Annotated in this window: 16 protein-coding genes; 3 read left to right on the top strand and 13 right to left on the bottom strand. The window is 41.0% G+C overall.

Features of this window, described 5'->3' with window-relative positions:
- Positions 1–42: 42 nt before the first annotated feature.
- From arsH to AC3CAU_RS12935, 4 genes are read right to left on the bottom strand one after another with little or no spacing between them, the layout of a single operon-like run.
- Positions 43–747 carry an arsenical resistance protein ArsH gene (gene arsH / locus AC3CAU_RS12950; protein ID WP_131214267.1) on the bottom strand — a complete coding sequence of 235 codons (705 nt, stop codon included), beginning with the start codon at positions 745–747 and terminating at the stop codon, positions 43–45.
- A 4-nt stretch (positions 748–751) separates the two neighbouring features.
- Positions 752–1,792 (bottom strand): ACR3 family arsenite efflux transporter, encoded by a 1,041-nt coding sequence (gene arsB, locus AC3CAU_RS12945; RefSeq protein ID WP_131214268.1) that lies wholly within the window; start codon positions 1,790–1,792, stop codon positions 752–754.
- Between the two features lie 4 nt (positions 1,793–1,796).
- On the bottom strand, positions 1,797–2,270 hold the full coding sequence (locus AC3CAU_RS12940; protein ID WP_424621632.1) for an arsenate reductase ArsC: 474 nt from the start codon (positions 2,268–2,270) through the stop codon (positions 1,797–1,799).
- Positions 2,271–2,275: 5 nt separating this feature from the next.
- The gene (locus AC3CAU_RS12935; RefSeq protein ID WP_131214270.1) at positions 2,276–2,599 is read right to left on the bottom strand and encodes a metalloregulator ArsR/SmtB family transcription factor; all 324 of its coding nucleotides are present in this window, start codon (positions 2,597–2,599) and stop codon (positions 2,276–2,278) included.
- An 85-nt stretch (positions 2,600–2,684) separates the two neighbouring features.
- Here AC3CAU_RS12935 and arsC point away from each other — a divergent pair, with 85 nt between their 5' ends.
- Positions 2,685–3,113 (top strand): arsenate reductase (glutaredoxin), encoded by a 429-nt coding sequence (gene arsC / locus AC3CAU_RS12930; RefSeq protein WP_131214271.1) that lies wholly within the window; start codon positions 2,685–2,687, stop codon positions 3,111–3,113.
- Positions 3,114–3,773: 660 nt separating this feature from the next.
- On the opposite strand, the gene AC3CAU_RS12925 is transcribed toward arsC, so the two are convergent.
- Positions 3,774–5,204 carry a PQQ-dependent sugar dehydrogenase gene (locus tag AC3CAU_RS12925; RefSeq protein WP_447053579.1) on the bottom strand — a complete coding sequence of 477 codons (1,431 nt, stop codon included), beginning with the start codon at positions 5,202–5,204 and terminating at the stop codon, positions 3,774–3,776.
- Positions 5,205–5,681: 477 nt separating this feature from the next.
- On the opposite strand from AC3CAU_RS12925, the gene AC3CAU_RS12920 reads away from it, so the two are divergent.
- Positions 5,682–6,617 carry a tRNA dihydrouridine synthase gene (locus AC3CAU_RS12920; protein WP_447053580.1) on the top strand — a complete coding sequence of 312 codons (936 nt, stop codon included), beginning with the start codon at positions 5,682–5,684 and terminating at the stop codon, positions 6,615–6,617.
- Positions 6,618–6,689: 72 nt separating this feature from the next.
- Here AC3CAU_RS12920 and AC3CAU_RS12915 read toward each other — a convergent pair whose 3' ends face one another.
- The 7 genes from AC3CAU_RS12915 to rpe all read right to left on the bottom strand — a co-directional run bounded on the left by AC3CAU_RS12915 (position 6,690) and on the right by rpe (position 12,873).
- Positions 6,690–7,343 carry a nuclease-related domain-containing protein gene (locus tag AC3CAU_RS12915; protein ID WP_447054338.1) on the bottom strand — a complete coding sequence of 218 codons (654 nt, stop codon included), beginning with the start codon at positions 7,341–7,343 and terminating at the stop codon, positions 6,690–6,692.
- 56 nt (positions 7,344–7,399) lie between these two features.
- Positions 7,400–7,882 carry a methylated-DNA--[protein]-cysteine S-methyltransferase gene (locus AC3CAU_RS12910; protein ID WP_447053581.1) on the bottom strand — a complete coding sequence of 161 codons (483 nt, stop codon included), beginning with the start codon at positions 7,880–7,882 and terminating at the stop codon, positions 7,400–7,402.
- Between the two features lie 36 nt (positions 7,883–7,918).
- Positions 7,919–8,236, bottom strand: coding sequence for a quaternary ammonium compound efflux SMR transporter SugE (gene sugE, locus AC3CAU_RS12905; protein ID WP_424621643.1), 318 nt, complete (start codon positions 8,234–8,236; stop codon positions 7,919–7,921).
- Between the two features lie 255 nt (positions 8,237–8,491).
- A complete protein-coding gene (locus tag AC3CAU_RS12900) occupies positions 8,492–9,397 on the bottom strand; it encodes a copper resistance protein B (protein ID WP_447053582.1) in 906 nt (301 codons plus the stop codon).
- Positions 9,384–11,291 (bottom strand): copper resistance system multicopper oxidase, encoded by a 1,908-nt coding sequence (locus AC3CAU_RS12895; RefSeq protein ID WP_447053583.1) that lies wholly within the window; start codon positions 11,289–11,291, stop codon positions 9,384–9,386. Before AC3CAU_RS12895 ends, AC3CAU_RS12900 begins: the two co-directional genes overlap by 14 nt.
- Before the next feature lie 47 nt (positions 11,292–11,338).
- Entirely contained in the window at positions 11,339–11,791 is a 453-nt protein-coding gene (locus tag AC3CAU_RS12890) for a hypothetical protein (RefSeq protein WP_131214277.1), read from the bottom strand.
- 395 nt (positions 11,792–12,186) lie between these two features.
- Complete coding sequence (gene rpe / locus AC3CAU_RS12885; RefSeq protein ID WP_131214278.1) at positions 12,187–12,873, bottom strand: ribulose-phosphate 3-epimerase; 687 nt, start codon at positions 12,871–12,873, stop codon at positions 12,187–12,189.
- Positions 12,874–13,062: 189 nt separating this feature from the next.
- On the opposite strand from rpe, the gene AC3CAU_RS12880 reads away from it, so the two are divergent.
- The gene (locus AC3CAU_RS12880) at positions 13,063–13,338 is read left to right on the top strand and encodes a DUF2218 domain-containing protein (protein WP_424621624.1); all 276 of its coding nucleotides are present in this window, start codon (positions 13,063–13,065) and stop codon (positions 13,336–13,338) included.
- A 36-nt stretch (positions 13,339–13,374) separates the two neighbouring features.
- On the opposite strand, the gene fghA is transcribed toward AC3CAU_RS12880, so the two are convergent.
- Positions 13,375–14,211 carry an S-formylglutathione hydrolase gene (gene fghA, locus AC3CAU_RS12875; RefSeq protein WP_131214280.1) on the bottom strand — a complete coding sequence of 279 codons (837 nt, stop codon included), beginning with the start codon at positions 14,209–14,211 and terminating at the stop codon, positions 13,375–13,377.
- Between the last annotated feature and the right edge of the window lie 5 nt (positions 14,212–14,216).

Below are 14,216 nucleotides of genomic sequence, written 5' to 3'. Positions count from 1 at the left end.
AAATAATTTCAGGAAATCTGTATGATCTTCATTTTAGGGAAACTAAATATTCTTTTGATTCACACGCTTTGACAATTGCTCAGCACTTTCGACCCGTTCAGAATAACGGTCAGTCAAATAAGCTGATTGTCCTCTTGTCAGAAGGGTGAATTTATACAGCTCCTCCATCACATCCACAATTCGATTGTGATAAGGAGACGGTTTCATATGACCATCTTCTTCAAATTCCAGAAACGCTTTCGGTACAGAGGATTGATTTGGAATCGTGATCATCCGCATCCAGCGCCCTAAAACACGCAATTGATTCACCGCATTAAACGATTGCGAACCTCCACATACCTGCATCACAGCCAGCGTCTTGCCCTGAGTGGCACGAATTGCACCTGCTGCCAGAGGAATCCAGTCAATTTGGGCTTTCAAAATTGAACTCATCGAACCATGACGTTCAGGCGAACACCAGACCATGCCTTCTGCCCAGGCTAAAAGCGCATGCAGCTCTGTAACTTTAGGATGAGTCGTGTCTGCATCTTCAGGTAAGGGCAGTCCTTTAGGATGAAAGATTTTGACCTCGGCACCAAAATATTCCAGTACTCGGCCTGCTTCCTGAACAGCGAGCCGGCTATAGGACCTGTCACGGTTTGAACCATACAGCAGCAAAATACGCGGTGGATGTTGCAGTTCTTTGGCCTGAACTTTGTCCAAAGTGGGTCGTTCAAGCAGATCCAAATCTACATTCGGGAGATTCATCAGGTTATGCCTCTTTATAAACTTTTTTTCTTAGCCACAGTGAAACGCTGACCAAGGCAATCAAGACTGGAACTTCAACCAGAGGGCCAATAATGGTGGTAAAAGCAACCGGTGAAGCCAGACCAAAAGTGGCAATGGCAACAGCGAGTGCCAGTTCAAAATTATTGCCTGCTGCGGTAAAAGAGATGGCCGCAGTTTTTGGATAATCATTTCCCATCCACTTGCTCATAAAGAAGCTGATAAAGAACATCAGCACGAAGTAAATGGTTAAAGGTATTGCAATTCTGAGCACATCGAGTGGCAAACTGACCACTTCGCCACCTTTCAGGCTAAACATGGCAACAATGGTAAATAACAACGCAAGCAGACTGAGCGGACTAATCTTGCGAATAAATTGAGTTTGATACCATTCTAGACCTTTCTGTTTGACCAAGGTCAATCGGGTAAGAAAGCCCATTAAAAATGGAATACCTAAATAAACCAGTACCGCATGGGTAATTGTCCAGAAGCTGACATCAATTACTTGTGCTTCAACACCAAAATAAGGCGGCAAGAAGGTCAAAAACAGCCAGGCATAAGTACTAAAGAACAGGATCTGAAAAATACTGTTAAATGCCACCAATCCGGCAACATATTGATTATCGCCACAGGCCAGGCCATTCCAGACCAAGACCATCGCAATACAACGTGCCAAACCAATCAGAATCACACCAGTCATATATTCAGGATAGGATTGCAGGAAAATCAGCGCCAATGCAAACATCAGGCACGGCGCAATCAGCCAGTTTTGAACCAGAGATAAAGTAAGCGTGCGCTTGTCTTTAAATACCTGCGGCAAGGTCGCATAGTCCACTTTGGCAAGTGGAGGATACATCATGATAATCAGACCGATTGCTATCGGGATATTCACCGAATTAACACTCATCTGGTCTAATGCAACCGATGCTTGCGGAAAGAAAACCCCGATCGCAATACCCAGCAACATGGCGATAAAAATCCAGATGGTCAGATTTTTATCTAAAAATGACATTTTTGAGGCAGCCATGGTATTACTCAATATTTGAAATTTTATTGATTTCTGCAATCAGCTTAGGACGAGAAAGCTGCTTGGTATCCAATGCAAATAAAGCATCCAGACGTTTATTAATATGATCAACCGTCATAAAAAAAGCGTTGAGCTTTTCTTGTTCAGGTAGCTCTAGATGAGAGGGATCAGACAGGCCCCAATGCGCCTTAATCGCACCGCCCAGGTAAAGTGGACATGCTTCTTGTGCTGCCGAATCACACACAGTGATCACCACATCAGGCTGATACTGTTCACAGGCAGCAATGCTCTTACTGGATAAGCCATCGGTAGATAAGCCTAAGTTTTGCAAAGTCTTCATGGTTAATGGATGAACCTGACTAGAAGGTTTACTACCGGCACTATAAGCTTTCCAGCCTTCAGGTGCACGGCTATTGAATAACACTTCTGAAAGAATGCTACGGCAACTGTTTCCAGTACATAGGAATAAGAATTTCATTGATATTACTCGCAATGGATTGAAATTGAAGCATTAACATGAGGATTTTCCAGCATGTCATCATTTTGTTTGGAGATAATGTCTAAAACCTTACTTGCCCATTCAGGAAGATTCGGATTCAGACGGTAATACACCCATTGCCCCTGTCTTTGATCAAGTAAAATCGAAAGGTTCCTAAGCAAAGCCAAATGGCGAGAAATTTTAGGTTGGCTGAGTTGCAACTGTTCCGTCAGTTCACATACACAAACATTTTGTTTGACCATGACTAACTTCAAAATGTCCAAACGGGTAGTGTCAGAAAGACACTTAAAAAAATCTGTTTGATTCATTTTATGATTACTCAATATATTTGCTATTGCGAATATACGTATATCCATATATAAATGCAATATTGTTTTTGCATTGAGAAAATTCATGTCACAAAAGATTAAGATTTATCACAACCCTGCCTGTGGAACGTCGAGAAATACACTTGAACTCATTCGAAATACAGGACAAGAACCTGAAGTCATTGAATATTTAAAAACACCACCAAGTAAAGAAGAGCTAATGACTTTAATTGAAAAATCAGGGCTTTCTGTACGCGGCGCCATTCGTAAAAATGTTGAACCTTATGAGCGTTTTAAATTAGATCAACCGCATTGGACTGATGATCAGTTGATGAGTTTGATGCTTGAACATCCAATTTTAATCAATCGCCCATTTGTGGTGACAGAGCTGGGTATTAAATTATGCAGACCCTCTGAGTTGGTACTGGATCTATTATCTGCTCCTCAACTTAAGGCGTTTAGCAAAGAAGATGGTGAAGTGATCATTGATCAAGAGGGCAACAAAATGAAGTAAAGTTCATATATTTACTTTATCTATTTAATATAATTGTGCTTATACGAAATTCAATTTAAATAATATATTAATATCAATAAGTTAATATAAATTAAAAGATCAGCAGAATCCCGGCTTGAAAATCAAGTCGGCTTTTTTCAATCCATTTCGATATTTTTTACCTACAAAATCGCTTAATAAGCGATCACATCAATACATCATTACCAGTGATCAATCATTCCAGACCCGAAACAATCCCCAAGTTTCAAGGAGAAAATAGGGATAGTTTTTAGCCAGCTTTGTACGCATTTGCTCACAACAATTCCGGCTCTTTGCGGCTATACGATCTTGCTGCAATTTCCTATGATAGGGACATAGAGAACAGGAAGTTCCACAGAATAAAAACAATAACAAACAACATAAGGAATGTGCGGTACGACAGGAGTTATACCTAAGCATCAAATACGAAAAACCCCGACAGGATGTCGGGGTTTTTTTATTAGCTGTTTAAAGGTAAATAAAACTTCGATAAACCTTTAACATATGGATTAAAGTCCTGACTCACTTTTTTTGTTTCATCCTCGTTCAACTACCCTACTAACCTGTAAGCAGCAAGAGCCTGTTTGAAGGTTAGATGAAAGATTGAGCTTCTCAAAATCAATTATTTACTGTTTTAACCAGTTATTGCTTGCTTACTTTTTCTACAACAGGTTGTGAACTATCCGATTGATGGCTTGCAGAAGCAGTGGTTAGAGCTTTATTTATTGAACGATTATCAATGGTTGTAGTCGCTGGTGATACACGCCAGATCATATTACCCACGTCATCGGCGACCAAAATAGCCCCAGAATGATCCACGGCTACTCCAACCGGCCGCCCCAAAGCATCCCCTTGATCACTTAAAAAGCCTCTCAATACATCTTGCGGTTGACCAGAAGGCTGACCATTTTTAAACGGTACAAAAATGACTTTATAACCGCTATGAGGTTTGCGATTCCATGAACCATGCTGCCCAATCAGCGCACCGCCGCGGTATTGTGGCATTAATTCTGCCTTATAAAATGTCAGCCCTAATGACGCTGTATGATTACCCAATGCATAATCAGGTGGAATCGCGCGAGCGACCAGCTCAGGTTGTTGCGGTTTTACCCGTATGTCCACATGTTGACCATAATAACTATACGGCCAGCCATAAAAAGCTCCGGCTTTGACTGAGGTTAGATAATCAGGCACTAAATCATTACCAATTTCATCACGCTCATTTACCACCGTCCATAGCGCGCCACTTTGTGGTTGCCAGTCCATCCCATTTGGATTACGAAGTCCGGTCGCAAATGGACGTGCTTTGCCACTGGCAATATCAAACTCCATAATCAGGGCGCGACCAGCTTCTTTATCTAAGCCATTTTCAGCGACGTTACTGTTTGAACCCACCGTAATATAAAGTTTAGTGCCTGCAGAATTGGCAATTACATTTTTAGTCCAATGGTGGTTTAGGGGGCCACCCGGCAAATCCAGTACTTTAGTGCCACTTGCTGTAATTTGAGTAGCACCCGCTTGGTAAGGAAAACGCATGAGGGAATCCGTGTTGGCCACGTACAGCATATTGCCGACCAGTGTCATACCAAATGGAGAATTGAGATTTTGTAGAAATACGGTTTTTTGGTCAGCCACACCATCACCATTGCTATCCCGGAGCAAGCTAATGCGGTTGGCACTCGGATGTGATGAACCTGCACGCTTCATCACCAGTTTCATAATTTTGCCTTTAATGCCCTTGCTGTCGTCCGGCTTAGGCGGAGCATCGGTTTCAGCCACCAATACATCTCCATTAGGCAATACATATAGCCAGCGCGGATGTTGAAGTTCTTTTGCAAATGCCTGTACTTTTAAACCTGTGACAGGAGTCGGCATCATACCCGCAGGCCAGCCTTTGGCAGGAGCAATATTCACCGTAGGCAGTAAACTTGATTTGGGTGCAGGCAGATGGGGTTGCGGACCATAGCTGTCTGTAATCGGGGACGTAGAGGATGATGCACATCCTGCTAATGCCAATACAATGGTAGAGCCCGCTATGGGGAGTAAAATGGGCAGTAAAAATCGAGCAGACATTTTTTTCTCCTTATTTTTGTCGCAATAGTCTTATCTTACTGTCACCTATAAATCTAAAACTTGCTTTAGTCTTTTAGTAAAGAATAAGAACCCGAGAAAATGCAGGCTTCTGGCAGAATATCAAGGATTATTATTTGCTGAACACTTAAATTGATTTTAATGAATAAATAGGTATGCACTATATCTGATGATGTTTTAAGGATAAAAGCCACATAAAAAACTGTTAAAACGACTTCAAAATATCACTACGATTTATGGAAATTTATTTATTGGGGATTACGGCAACTCAACAATCGGGCTTTTAATATCATCATGATAGTCTTAACGTTTATTCATCCTCCTATTTAATAAAAAATTTGTTATACCGGAGATAAATACTTAAATTACCCATGTAGATTTTTGTAATTCAAGCCCTAAGCTAGACAACCTTCTTAAAAAAACGTATAACCCTGTTTTTCTTTGTACAGGTCTGACACTTTGAAACTTGTTCTTGCGCCCATGGAAGGCTTAACCGATCCTATTATGCGTGATGTATTAACGCATGTCGGCAGCTTTGACTGGTGTGTAACCGAGTTCATTCGTGTGACGGACTCTGTCCTGCCCGACCATGTTTATCATAATTACTGTCCTGAATTACTAACCGATGGTAAAACTGCCGCTGGAACACCAGTTCATGTCCAGTTTTTAGGCAATAACCCTGAAATGCTGGCCGCTAATGCCATTCGTGCGGTAGAGCTGGGTGCCCCTGCCATTGACATGAATTTCGGATGTCCTGCAAAAACGGTAAACCGTCATCGTGGCGGCTCAGTTCTGTTAGATGAACCTGAAGTGGTACACATGCTGATCAAAGCCGTTCGAGATGCCGTACCTGAGCATATCCCGGTTTCAGCCAAAATGCGTTTGGGTTATATGGACAGAAACTTCACTTTAGAGAATGCCCATGCCATTGAAGATGCCGGTGCAGCCTGGCTAACAGTACATGCTCGAACCAAAGCAGAGGGCTATACGCCACCTGCATTTTGGGATCAGCTGCAACCGATTCGTAAAGCATTGAAAATCAATGTCATCGCCAATGGTGAAATTTGGACCAATGCAGATGCCAAAAAATGTCGTGTAGAATCCGGTTGTGAAGATTTAATGATAGGCCGGGCTGCGGTGACCACACCGGACATTACTCAATGTATTCGTAAAAATACAGATGAGGCTTTGATTAGCTGGAATGAACTTTTAGCCTTACAAATACGCTTTTTGAGCGGTCCCTATAAAAAAGAAATCAATATGGTGGGACGCTATAAACAATGGATTGGCATGATGTCTAAACATTATCCGGAAGCAAAAGAACTTTGGAATGAAGTGAAACGCATTAAGCAACTCAATGAAATTGTTGAAAAAATTTATACCACTACAAATTAATCTCATTGATACACCCTCATTTAAGCTTATTGGCGGATGGCTCAGCTAAGGCTTAAATGAATGAGTTGACGGTCAGCTATTATCTTTGCGTTGTTGCAAGTTTGCGACATGCAAGCGATCTGTTAGCCAAGATTTTTCCAATATCTCTTTCTCAATCCGCAATTGAATCCGTTTAAGTTTCATCGACGAAATAACCACATCTTTAAAACCTTTGACATAGGTAGTCCAAGTCTTGCCTCTAAATACATTTAGGGGCATTTTTGTTTTAAATTCACAGTCAGGCATAAACACAATTACAGAATGTAAGTATTCAGCACTTATAATATCTACCAGAATCTGCTCTAAAACCTTTTGGTGTTTATAATTTTGATGCAGCGGATTTTGAAATTTATAGCTTTGTTTAAATATTTTCTGGGTCCACATTTTTTGGCGTTCACCCCCAAAAATCCAGCCTTTATAGTTTTTGGTTTCAATAATAAACACGCCATACGGACTTAATAAAATATGATCAATTTGTGTAGTTCCATTTTGTTCATCCGGCAAAGTACAGTTATTTAACAGAATATATTCTTCAGTTAAATATTTTTTTGCGTGAATACCAACAGCGAACTCTCCAAATTTTCCTTTTAAAAAAGGCTTAAAAATTTTGAATAATGCCGCAACAATAAAAAATAAAGGTAACCACCAGAGCATAGATATGAACTGTGAAAAAATTTGACCCAAAATATTCCCCGCTACTCTTTAAATCGTTTAATTTATAAATTTTTATGATTGTTTTAGATTTATTGAGCCTGCTCAATTTTTAACAAGATATCTTTATTTCCTAGTCCTCCGGCAAAGCCGACCAGTTTTCCGTTCATCCCTATTACGCGATGGCACGGCGCGATAATCGAAATCGGATTTTTCCCATTGGCGGCCCCCACTGCGCGAACTGCTTTCACATTGCCAATTTGTTCTGCAATATCACGGTAACTTCGGGTTTCCCCAAATGGAATGCTGAGTAAAGCTTGCCAGACTTTCTTCTGAAATTCTGTTCCTTCAAAATCCAAAGGCACATCAAATTGCTGTCTTTTTCCTGCAAAATATTCAGTTAACTGTTTTTGGGTTTCTAGCAAAATAGGATGATCAATTTGCTCTATTAATTCTGCTGAGCGTACACGTTTAGGGTTTTCATTTTCCCAAAGCACGGCGACTAAAGCCGTTTCATGGGCGACCAGTTTTAAGGTTCCCACAGGAGAAGCCATTTCTAAAAATGCCAGTTTCATTTGTCTTCTCCTGCAGTGAAATAAATGATCCAGAGTTTATGATGATGACAGTTTCATCAATACTAATCCAGAAATAATCAGGACTGCCGCCAACATACGCATTGCTGATGCTGGCTCGCCTAAAATAAAGATTCCAACCAAGAACGAACCGACTGCGCCAATGCCTGTCCAAATGGTATAGGCTGTACCGAGCGGCAAGGTTCGCATGGCATAAGCCAGCAAACCAAAACTCAAAATCATGAACACCAAGGTAATAATACTGGGCGTTAAACGTGTGAAACCTTCTGAAAGTTTCATTGCATAAGCCCATACAATTTCAAAAAGACCCGCTAAAATTAGAACCACCCAAGCCATGACGACTATGCTCCATTTGATGAGAATCAGGTCGTCCTGACGAATTTTCTTGGTGCAGAGATTAATCAAATTGTACCAAGGGAGGTCGTTCCTCCTTTTATTTAAGATAATTATATAAATAATTAATTTAAATGGGTGCAGTATTTACATTTTTTGACCCATTGATCACCTAAACAATGTCCAAATAAAAAATCCGATAGACATCAGTCCATCGGATTTGCTGATTTTAAATAACTTTAAATAGTTTTAAAAACTTTAAAATTTAAACCGAATGCCTGCACCATATAACCATTCATTTCCGGAATCCGATTGTTGTTGCCAAGCCGTCTGCTGATTCCCTTTAGTATAACCGTATGCGATATCTACGAAAGGCATGACCTTTTTATTGATTTCATATCGGGTTTCCAGCCCCAGTTGGGCACGACTTAAACCTGACTTTTTGGCATAGTTTGAATCGTCGCTCAATACGATATTCACATCTAAGTAAGGTTTCAGAATCAGTTTTTGAGTCAGCAATAAATCCCGCTCGGTTTCCAAGCTCAAAGACCATTGCTTGTCCTTTCCCAGATATAAGTAGACATCGGTTTCAAAAAAATACGGTGCCAAGCCATGAATACCTAAAACGGCTCCTAGCTGCTCCGAATCCACTTCACGATTCTGGTTATTCAAGTAATGCAGACCGGTCTGCACATCCCAAAAATCATTCAGCATACGGCTATATAACATTTTGGCCTCATATTCAGTTTGCTCTGATTCAGCTTGATCGGCATGGACTTTGATAAAAATCTTGTTTTCATCCGTGCCAATTCGGGTTTCAAGTTGCGACTTTAAAACACCTTCGCCATCATCATTGCGCAGCCATTTACTTTCAACCGTGGTGTGTTGATAAACCTGCCCACCATGCTCTTTGATATGTGCAGCATGATCTGCCTGATCTGAACTGGATTGCTCTTGTTGTAGGGGTTGCGGTTTTTTCTCAGTCGCAGTCTTGGGTAGCACTGACTCTGTTTGATGCTGTGAATGATTTACAGGAATGTCAGCTGGCTGTTGGTTCTGAGTCGTAGGCATTGGCATTGTGTGATGCCCATTCGCAAAACTCTGCCCACTCAGCAGCAAGGAAGCACTTAAGGTACTCATGGCAAATAAATTAATGATGCGCATGTGAGTCTCCTTGTCCTTGCTGAGCTGAATTTGGTTTAGATGCCCTGGTGGTTGGATGATTTGCACCAACATTCGCGACAATTAACTTGCTCATCATGCCGGCTGACATGTGATACAGCAGATGGCAATGAATGGCCCATTCACCCAACTCATCCGCAGTCAACAATGCAGTCACGGTTTTGCCCGGTGGCACAACCAAGGTATGTTTATTGGGCATATCCTGCATACTTTGACCATTTTCAAGCTGCATAAACATGCCATGCAAATGCATCGGATGCGCCATCATGCTTTCATTGATAAACTTCAATCGAACACGTTCACCATATTTGACCTGTAAGGGTTCTACTTCAGTAAATTTCTTGCCATTAATGGTCCAGATATAACGCTCCATCGTACCGCCTAAACGCACTTCCAATTCACGTTCTGCCGGACGGGTATCGGGCTGTGGCGTTAAAGATTTCAAATCGCTATATTGCAGTGCTTTATGACCTGCTGGAGTTGACGCATTAGCCCAGCCATAAACAGGCTGCTCCTGATCATCCACTGTTGGTTTCGCTGCTGCGTGTGCTGAATGATCCATATGCTGCTGTGGTTTAGAATCAGACTTGGCTGGGTGTTGTGAATGATTAGCACCTTCGGCATGGTTCATTTGCGAATGATCCATTGGCGCAGGCTCATGTTTCATCATGGAATCATCCATCTTAGAATCATCCATAGCCCGATGATTAAGGTGATTCGAGCTTTGTGAATGCGCACTTTCTTGACTGGCGTTCATCTGAGCATGATTCATGTTTGCATGCTCACCCGATGAAGAACCGTGTCCCATATCTTCCATCGTGAGCAAGGCACGTGGACGTGCTTTTGGCATATGAATCGCGTGCGCCACTGGTGAATTTTCATTATGCAATGTGCCAATCGCAAAACCGCTGCGATCAATCGATTCTGCTTCAATTTGGTAATGATCGGCTTTCGGCTCAACCATCACATCATAAGTTTCTGCAGTGCCGATTCGAAACTCATCGACTGGCACAGGTTGAACTGGCTGCCCATCTGCACTCACTACCGTCATTTTCAAGTTGGGAATACTGACATCATAAAAAGACATGGCGGAAGCATTAATAAAGCGTAAGCGGACTTTTTCATTCTGCTTAAATACGCCCGTCCAGTTTTGCTCTGGCGTTTTTCCATTGATCAGAAAAGTATAACCGGTAACATCGGACAAATCGGTTTTCAGCATCCGCATTTGATTCCACATGCCACGGTCTTGCCAAGTATTTTTCAAACCGTCACGCTGCACTTGTTTAAATACATCCGCTAAAGTTTCACGCTGATTCTGATAGTACTCTGCTGACTTTTTCAGATTTTTCATGATCTGGTCACTGCTGGACTGATGAAAATCAGACAACATCACTACATAATCCCGATCAGTTTGTTCATGCGCTGCGACTGGCTTTTTATCTTTCGGATAAATCACCAAAGCACCATATAAACCGTCCTGCTCTTGACCTTTGGAATGCGCGTGATACCAATAGGTGCCATTTTGACGCACCTTAAAACGATAGACAAAATCACTTTTCGGTTTAATCCCTTTGAACTGATTAAAACCCGGCACACCATCCATTAAACCGGGCAGCAATAATCCATGCCAATGAATGGAGGAATCTTTATTTTTTAGCTTGTTATGCACATGAATAACGGCATCATCGCCTTCTTCAAATTCCAAAAGCGGTGCAGGAAATTGGCCATTCACGGTAATGCGTTTTAAAGGCTTCCCGGTCACATTGACCAGCTGCTCATCAATACTCAGATGATATTCTTTGACCGCAGCACACGCCCACGATGAGGACACGAGACACACCCCGGCCCAGAGGCTTTGAGTTAACTTAATAGACATGACTTAACCTGTAATTTAAAAATAAAAAATGTTTTTTTAAATCAAGATTAAGCTTTGGGAGGACGTAAGATTTGTTGCCAGAAACCCATTAAATGCTGGGCGGAATAATCAAAATTGCGCTGGGGATGTTCTTGAATATGATCAAAACTGAGTAATTCTGTTGTTTGTGAATCCAACCAGCTGGTTAAACTTTGACAATGTAACGGCACACAATCATTACAACTAGAATGCTGCACCTGATTCTGTATGGTCTGGTGACAATCTTGATCATGCGATGCTTTTACATATTCTGAAGGATTCGGATGAGTGTGAAATTGAACCTTGACTGACTCATGGCAACCCGACATGGCGGTCATCGCTTGTTGATGCTGTGCAACACTGGATTGCTTCATCATTTGCTGATGCATAGGCTTTGCTGATGCAAAGGCGACACTACTCCACCCGAGGGCAAAAACCATCAGCAGCACAAACCAAGCCTGTTTGCGTAATGAAGTCAGCAAAGAATTATCCTTTCATCATTCCAGAATGAATATAAATCATTTTACTTTGATTTAGATCTAACAGCATAACCAAGAACAAAGTTATACACAATTCTTTAAATTTATACTCAACAATTCATCGTTCGCTATTTTTATGTCTATTAAAACAATAAAGTTATTTTTTAAACAGGCTTATTTGTAAGCGTAGATTAATAAACAGCCATATTTTTTAATACCTTAAGACATCAAAAAAGCACTCCATTGAGTGCTTTTTATACGTTTAATGTCTAATTATTAAACTATTATTCCATAATCGTTTATAAACTAATCAAGTTATCCATACAGTTATCTACACAGATATCCATATGGTTATCCATAAAGTTATCCACAACTTAGCTTCAATTAATTGTAGATTATTAGATATTTACAGAACCGACTTTTTCAAGTTCTGAACGCATTTCATTAATTACAGCTTGATAATCCGGTTTACCGAAAATAGCTGAACCGGCAACAAACATATCTGCACCCGCTTCTGCAATTTCACGGATATTGGCTGGAGTTACTCCGCCATCCACTTCTAAACGAATATCACGACCTGAAGCATCAATAATTTTGCGTGCTTGACGAAGTTTATCTAAAGTCATTGGAATAAATTTTTGACCGCCAAATCCTGGGTTGACACTCATCAAGAGCACTTGATCGACTTTATCCAAAACGTAATCCAGATAATGCAAAGGCGTTGCCGGATTAAACACCAAACCGGCTTTCGCACCACCGGCTTTAATCAACTGTAATGAACGGTCAATATGATCGGTTGCTTCCGGGTGAAACGTAATAATGTCTGCACCTGCCTCCAGAAAATCATCAATCATACGATCGACTGGTGAAACCATCAAATGTACGTCAATCGGTGCCTGAATCCCATATTTCTTTAATGCCTTACATACGCCTGCACCAAATGTCAGGTTAGGCACATAATGGTTATCCATCACATCAAAATGTACGACATCTGCACCAGCAGCGAGTACATTTTCGACTTCCTCGCCTAAGCGAGCAAAGTCAGCAGATAAAATTGATGGTGCAATTAAATATGGCTTAGACATGGGGAGAACCTGGCTATAGATTTGAATTGATTTTTCACATTATAACAAATTGAAACTGGCTGCTGTAATCCAATCCAGCTTCGATACTATTTATTCAGCATTCCAAAACTGCGACATTGCGTTGCATTATTTAACTTTAGCTATTTTTATAATCTGTTATGTTGATATCACAACACAAGGTAAATGAGAATGAAAAGCAATACACAAATCGCTACTCCAGAAGCTACCCGCATCGCCAAGCGCTTACTCAATCACTGGAAACATAAATTTGAAGTTGCTGAAACTGACGGCAATTATAGTATTTTTATGCCAGATGCAACCGTAAAGCTAATGCCGCAAGCGGAACAATTATTAGTCTCCATTGACAGTCCTTTAGAAGACTTAAGCAGACTAGAAAAAGTAGTTCTTGATCATTTAAGCCGTATGGCTCAACAAGAATTTGCTGCAACATGGCAGCACCAATAAAAAAGGGAGAATTATATTCTCCCTTTTTATGCAATATTATGCTTCAAGTTGCACCGCATGGAATTGCAGATGGTCATCGATAAAACTTTGAATAAAGTAATATCCATGATCATAACCTTCGTGTTCACGTAAGGTGAGCGACTGAGCTACTTCTGCACAGGCCTGTTTAAATAATACCGGATTCAATTGTGCATAGAATTGATCTTTCGATCCTTGATCTATTAGAATCTCTTTAAATAATGCACCTTTTTCTTGAATTAAGGCAGTGGCATCGTGCTTTAACCATTCATTCCGATCTTCACCCAAATAATTCGAAAAGGCTTTTTCACCCCATGGGCATTGGCTCGGTGCACAAATCGGCGCAAAAGCCGACACAGATTTAAATTTTTCTGGATATTTAAATGCCAGTGTTAACGCCCCATGGCCGCCCATGGAATGTCCGAAAATACCGATCGAATCTGCTTGAACGGGGAAATTTTGAGTGACTAAATCATACAGCTCATCCGCAATAAAACTTTCCATTTGATAATGTTCGGCCCATGGCGTTTGAGTTGCGTTAATATAAAATCCTGCCCCTTGACCGATATCCCAAGAATCACCTTGTGCAACCTGCTCACCTCTTGGCGAAGTATCTGGGCTAATCAAGATTAAACCCAATTGAGTGGCCAAGCGTTGCGCATGGGCTTTAATACTAAAAGTTTCCTCAGTACAGGTCAGACCGGCTAAATAAAAAAGTGCTGGGCATGGCTGTCCCCTTAAAGCTTGAGGTGGCAAGAAAATGCCAAACTTAGCTTCGCCCTTTAGCCACTTAGAATTAAAAGCATAAATGCGCTGTTCACCATCAAAGCATCGGTTATGTTGGATTAATTCCATGTCTA

Source organism: Acinetobacter sp. GG23 (assembly GCF_057766365.1).
The sequence above is the reverse complement of the archived record's forward strand: the minus strand, read 5'-3'. Positions and strand labels throughout refer to the sequence as shown.

What these genes read in the sequence shown, in the direction of transcription:
- arsH (WP_131214267.1), bottom strand. Translation starts at nt 747, where the DNA reads ATGAATCTCCCGAATGTAGATTTGGATCTGCTTGAACGACCCACTTTG.
- arsB (WP_131214268.1), bottom strand. Translation starts at nt 1,792, where the DNA reads ATGGCTGCCTCAAAAATGTCATTTTTAGATAAAAATCTGACCATCTGG.
- AC3CAU_RS12940 (WP_424621632.1), bottom strand. Translation starts at nt 2,270, where the DNA reads ATGAAATTCTTATTCCTATGTACTGGAAACAGTTGCCGTAGCATTCTT.
- AC3CAU_RS12935 (WP_131214270.1), bottom strand. Translation starts at nt 2,599, where the DNA reads ATGAATCAAACAGATTTTTTTAAGTGTCTTTCTGACACTACCCGTTTG.
- arsC (WP_131214271.1), top strand. Translation starts at nt 2,685, where the DNA reads ATGTCACAAAAGATTAAGATTTATCACAACCCTGCCTGTGGAACGTCG.
- AC3CAU_RS12925 (WP_447053579.1), bottom strand. Translation starts at nt 5,204, where the DNA reads ATGTCTGCTCGATTTTTACTGCCCATTTTACTCCCCATAGCGGGCTCT.
- AC3CAU_RS12910 (WP_447053581.1), bottom strand. Translation starts at nt 7,882, where the DNA reads ATGAAACTGGCATTTTTAGAAATGGCTTCTCCTGTGGGAACCTTAAAA.
- sugE (WP_424621643.1), bottom strand. Translation starts at nt 8,236, where the DNA reads ATGGCTTGGGTGGTTCTAATTTTAGCGGGTCTTTTTGAAATTGTATGG.
- AC3CAU_RS12900 (WP_447053582.1), bottom strand. Translation starts at nt 9,397, where the DNA reads ATGCGCATCATTAATTTATTTGCCATGAGTACCTTAAGTGCTTCCTTG.
- AC3CAU_RS12895 (WP_447053583.1), bottom strand. Translation starts at nt 11,291, where the DNA reads ATGTCTATTAAGTTAACTCAAAGCCTCTGGGCCGGGGTGTGTCTCGTG.
- rpe (WP_131214278.1), bottom strand. Translation starts at nt 12,873, where the DNA reads ATGTCTAAGCCATATTTAATTGCACCATCAATTTTATCTGCTGACTTT.
- AC3CAU_RS12880 (WP_424621624.1), top strand. Translation starts at nt 13,063, where the DNA reads ATGAAAAGCAATACACAAATCGCTACTCCAGAAGCTACCCGCATCGCC.
- fghA (WP_131214280.1), bottom strand. Translation starts at nt 14,211, where the DNA reads ATGGAATTAATCCAACATAACCGATGCTTTGATGGTGAACAGCGCATT.